Origin of the sequence: Stieleria sp., from assembly GCF_041595215.1 — a bacterium.
Taxonomy (GTDB): domain Bacteria; phylum Planctomycetota; class Planctomycetia; order Pirellulales; family Pirellulaceae; genus Stieleria; species Stieleria magnilauensis.
Genome location: NZ_JBFHKV010000657.1, coordinates 1 through 4,885 on the forward strand (window position 1 = coordinate 1; position 4,885 = coordinate 4,885).

General features: G+C 60.7%; 3 protein-coding genes and 1 pseudogene. 2 read left to right on the forward strand and 2 right to left on the reverse strand.

Features of this window, described 5'->3' with window-relative positions; genetic code table 11:
- Both ABX749_RS21920 and ABX749_RS21925 read left to right on the forward strand, forming a co-directional pair.
- Positions 1–1,073, forward strand: a 1,073-nt coding sequence (locus ABX749_RS21920; RefSeq protein WP_372897861.1) for a MerR family transcriptional regulator, incomplete at its 5' end; no start/stop codon positions are given.
- Between the two features lie 268 nt (positions 1,074–1,341).
- Entirely contained in the window at positions 1,342–2,079 is a 738-nt protein-coding gene (locus tag ABX749_RS21925; RefSeq protein WP_372897862.1) for a hypothetical protein, read from the forward strand.
- A gap of 92 nt (positions 2,080–2,171) precedes the next feature.
- On the opposite strand, the gene ABX749_RS21930 is transcribed toward ABX749_RS21925, so the two are convergent.
- Both ABX749_RS21930 and ABX749_RS21935 read right to left on the reverse strand, forming a co-directional pair.
- Complete coding sequence (locus ABX749_RS21930) at positions 2,172–4,493, reverse strand: VWA domain-containing protein (RefSeq protein ID WP_372897863.1); 2,322 nt, start codon at positions 4,491–4,493, stop codon at positions 2,172–2,174.
- Positions 4,490–4,885, reverse strand: a pseudogene (locus tag ABX749_RS21935) (hypothetical protein); the annotation flags it as partial. The pseudogene ABX749_RS21935 and the gene ABX749_RS21930, both read right to left, overlap by 4 nt.

The following is a 4,885-nucleotide window of genomic DNA, read 5'->3' on the forward strand; positions in this document are numbered from 1 at the left end:
CGTCTGATCCGCCCGCTGACCGCATGATGCTTGACTTGGTCGTCATCGGTGCCGACCAACCGCCGCTTTCGCAAGACGAGTTATTGCCGCCCGGCGTGATCGATGCCGCCGGCCGCGGTGAGCTTGAAATCATCCATGAAACCGAACTCTGGCAGCGACTGGGACTGTTCGATGTCGGACGCTCCGCCCAGCGTTTTTACACACCGGTCATGCTGGCGGACTTGTTGGGGGTTTCGGTCCGCGTGATCCGGCGGTGGCACCGCAGGGGCCTGATCACTCCGGTGACGACGTTGCACAAGCTGCCTTACTTTGACTATGCGGAGGTGGCGACTGCGAAGCGTCTAGCCGGATGGATCTCTGCCGGTGCGAGTCCCGCGGCGATCGAACGTCGACTGGTGGACCTGGTTCAAGTGCTCCCCAATATCCGCCGTCCCCTCGATCAGCTTTCCATCTTGGTCGAGGGAAAGCACGTGCTGTTGCGACAAGGCGATGGCCTGGTCGAGCCTGGCGGACAGATGCGGTTCGATTTTGATGCGCTCGAAAGCGACGGGGAATCGACGCCGGAGGTGTTGGCGTTTGAACCGCCCGACCAACCGCCGATGCTGCGCGCGGTCAGTACCGCCGAACACGATCCGATCCTGCTGGCTGCTTATCAAGCCGAAGATGAGGACGATCTGGAAACCGCGATCGATTTGTACCACACCATTCTGGCCCGCGACGGAGCACGTGCTGATGTCAGTTTCCAGATCGGCGAGCTGCTTTATCGCATGAACTTTTTGATCGCGGCGCGCGAACGCTACTACAGCGCGATTGAAATTGATCCGGAATTCGTCGAAGCCCGCGCCAGCTTGGGCGCCGTGCTGGCCGAACTCGGTCAACTCGAGTTGGCCGTCGCCGCGTTACGCGGTGCCCTGTCGATGCACGACGACTACGCCGACGTCCATTACACGCTCGCCAAAACGCTCGATCGCATCGGCGATGACCTGCAAGCCCTCCAGCATTGGCAACGCATCCTGCAACTCGCCCCCGATAGCCCTTGGGCGGCGGAAGCGAAAGAGAGGCTGGGGGTTTAGAGACAGATGGTGGGAAGGGAGACAGGAAAATGGGTGACAAGAAAATGAAACCCGGTGAGTGATCTGGCGATGGCGCAACGTCATCATCGTTCTGCCACCCCATCGTTTTGCCCCATCGACGGAAATCCGCATCACGGCGAGTAGGCCGCATCAAGCGCTCCCCCAAAACAGCATTCGACAAATTCTGAAAAGAGTCAGCAACGAATCCCTGCACGCGACGAAAACCAAAGATCACGCATGCGATCGCATTCTAAACGGGGAATTCAACGTGAGCTGGTCCTACGACAGTGCAAGCCAAGTGTGGCGCTGCACCAACTTTTCGGATTTGCAGTACGCCGAAATCAATAACTTTGCCGAATACGGCCAACCCGTCAGCCCTTATCAGTCGGGTTACGACCACGACCACGTTCCCGATTTCGGCAACGTGGTGATCGAAATGCCGCAGGCTGCGGTGATGAACAGCGGCTACGGCGAGAACATCACGGCGCTCGATTTCCCGCTGGTCAACCATTTCTTGGACAACGGCGTGATGATGGGTGACACCCGTTACATGCCCCAAGTGGTCGAACGCGGTGCCGATGCCATCTTGTCAGCCATCGGCGCGATCGATCGATTGCCGTCGGGCCGGCACCAGTTGGGGCACCTGATTGCTCGGGGAACCGTGCGAAACCGGGATCGGTTCATCTCAACCAACCTGTACGGTTGGGGGGACTACGGCATCACGTCGGGCAGCATTTCGGCCGGTGACGCAGCCTACATTCACGGCACCGTCAGCTTTGCCTTGAAACGCAACACCGTCTTCGTGGTGACCTCGGCGGAACGCCGCGTGGAAGCAGAGATCGGTGCCGGTGACGACAACTGGGATTTCAATTCCAGCACCATCAACCCCGTAATCAACGCGACCGTGGCCACGTTGCTCGGCCCGGACCACTACAACCTGACCGCCCCGATCCGAATTCAATTCCGTGGTACCGGTAAACGCATGGTCGCTTCCAAGCGACTGTGAGTGGGACGAGCATGTTGGTATGCATCGCATACCCTATGACGGCTAAGTTAAGCGTCGTTTCCGAGTGCTAACCTGCCGGTGAACCCTTCTCGCTAGACCATTCCCCAACGCCGTCGTAGAAACCACTCCGCCGACAACATCCCGGCGAACAGGGTGAACACCAACCAGCCGCTTGCGGGCCCATCGCCCAAGCGATTCTTTTCGATCACCGGCGTTTCGGCACTGCGGCGTTTTTGGGCGATCGCATCGATCAACGCATCGATCTGTTGCGGATCGAACGAGGCACCGCCGTGGTCGGAGGTCAGGTCAGCCAACTGTTTCAGGTACACCGGATCGGCCATCGGTCGCGCCAGTTCGCGACTGGTTTCGGTCACTTGAAATGCGACTTCATCGGGCTCGATCGATTCGTCACTGGCCCGAACGACAAGCTTGTAAAAGCCCGGTTCCAATTTTGGAATCGTCCCGCTGATCCTCGGTTCGCCGCTGGCCGTTGCGGTCACATCCAGTGACGTTTCATTGCCTTGATCATCGACCACCGTCGCAGAAAGTGTCACCTCGGTCGCGGTCTCACCGACACGCATCAGCCTGGCGCGAAACTCCGGGCCGCGGTCAGATTCGAATCGCCGCAGGTCCAGTTCTGCGATCAAGCGATCGCCGCTGGATTCTTCGCGCGACATCAGCCACAACATCAACTGGCGCCAGAACCGTTGATGGGCTTCCGCTTTCCCCGCCCGCCACCAACGATAGGTTTCATCGATCGCCAATGACGCGACACGGCCCTTGCCGTAGCCGCCGATCACCAACAGCGGCTGTTGCTTGTCGGTCGCTAGCAACGTTTGCACCCCGGCGGCGGCCTTGGCACCGATCAATCGGTTGGCGCCGGACAGTTCGGGCAAAGACGACCAAACCGAAGCGGGATCTCGTCCGCCCAGATCAACGATGGGGTGCCGCCGGGCGACTTCGATTTTGATCGGTCCGGGAATCTGCGCCGCTGATCGCGCCGCCCGTTCCGCCGCGCTCATCACACCGCGCGTCGGTTGGCGACGTCGCGACGGATCCATTTTGATCGGCAGCACGTCGGCCAATGCTCCGTCAGCGTAGCCGCCGGTGCCATAGGTCTGCAGTCCGCCGAGAGTGATCAGGCCGGCGCCCTGGCTGACCCGCTCGGCAAGTTGTTTCAACTGTGCATCGCCCAAGGCACTGGAGTCCAGATCGCCGATGATGAAGATGTCGTAGCGTCCCGGTTTTAAGACGGCGTCCAGCGAAACCGGCCAGGTTCGGTCACCGCGAATGGGGGCGTAGTCCAGTTCCAGATCCGGGAAACGTCGCAGGGACCGTCGCAAGAACGTTTGCTCCGGCCGCCCGGGGCCTTCTAAGATCAAAATACGACCGCCGCCTTCACGGACATCGACAAACGCCGTTTGAGCGTTGTTGCTGGTCACCCATTCGCCGTCTTGTGCGGCCGCTTCCACTTGCAAGCGATACAGCCCCGGCGCGGGAGCCGTCATTGGGATGGTCAGCGCGACGGATTCACGAGCGCCGCGGGGATCGATCTGGCGTGACCTCGCTTCGGTCTTGGTTCCCTCTGCATCGATCCAAGAAACGGTCACGGGGATTTGTCGATTCGCCAAACCACTGGCCTCGACCGTCACGGAGACATCGAATTGATTGCCGGCAAACAATTGAAAACTGTCCGGCAGATTGGACAGTGCCACGTCACGAGCCGAGGCGTCGGTGCTGGGCGGCCCGATCGGGACCGTCCACAGCGGAACCGCCAACGCATCGAGCACTTCGGCGCCGCGCCGGGCGGCGGTACTTTGGTCCGCCGTCTGATTGTCGGAATCCGCGACCGCCGTTTGCGTGCCGTCACCGAACAAGACGACGCCCGCCATCGGTTTGCCGGCGGCTGCATCGATGGCGCCCTGCATCGCCAACCCCAGGTTCGTTTCATCGCCGGCCGGTTTCATGGAGTCCATGGCATCGGCCAGTCGCGCGATCTCATCGCGTTGCCTGGCTTGGGCGATCGATTCGGATCGGGAATCATAGCGGAGCAGTTGCACTTCCAGCATTTCATCCAGCGTGCCGACTTCCGACAACAAGCGTCTTAGCGCCGTTTGCTGGCTGGTCCATCGATCCGCCCCGTCCCCGTCGGGCAGCGACATGCTGCGTGAGGTATCGACTGCAACGACCAGCGTTGCCGCTGCGGGGCGATTGTCGGTTCGTACCACCGTCGGACGCATCGCGGCGATCAACAGCACGATCGCGGCTAGGGATCGCAGCAAGATCAACCACTTTCGCTTGCGGGGATCGTCCGTCGGCGGCGTGACCAGCGTGATCACCGCGGCGATGGCGATCATTGCCGCCAGTGCAACCCAGATCGATCCATACAGCGGTTCCAGGGTGAATCGTGTCATGCCGCCGATCTCCGCCTCGTCGAGCCGGACTTTGCCGCCGGCGAGCGACGATAAAATCGGTTGCCCAACACTTGTTCCAGCATGAAAACGAACAACGCCAATAGCATGATCGGCGACCACAGCGAGACGACCCGAGCGTCATCGCTGGACGTCCACTCCATTTCATCGAGCGAATCGATTTGCCGCAGACGGTCAGGACCGAACAGGCGTTCCAACCGCGCCGCATCGATCCGCGTGGTCGCCAATTGCTCGCGGGGCAAATTGGCGGTGAAACCGAGCCCGATTTCATCGCCACGAATCCAATGCACGCCACTGTGTTTGGGTTGCCCGACCACGATTCGCAACGTCCCACCGCTGCCGGCGTCTTCGCTCTGCGGGACATTGATCGGAAC

Coding starts and splice junctions, on each gene's coding strand:
- ABX749_RS21930 (WP_372897863.1), bottom strand. CDS start 4,493: ATGACACGATTCACCCTGGAACCGCTGTATGGATCGATCTGGGTTGCA.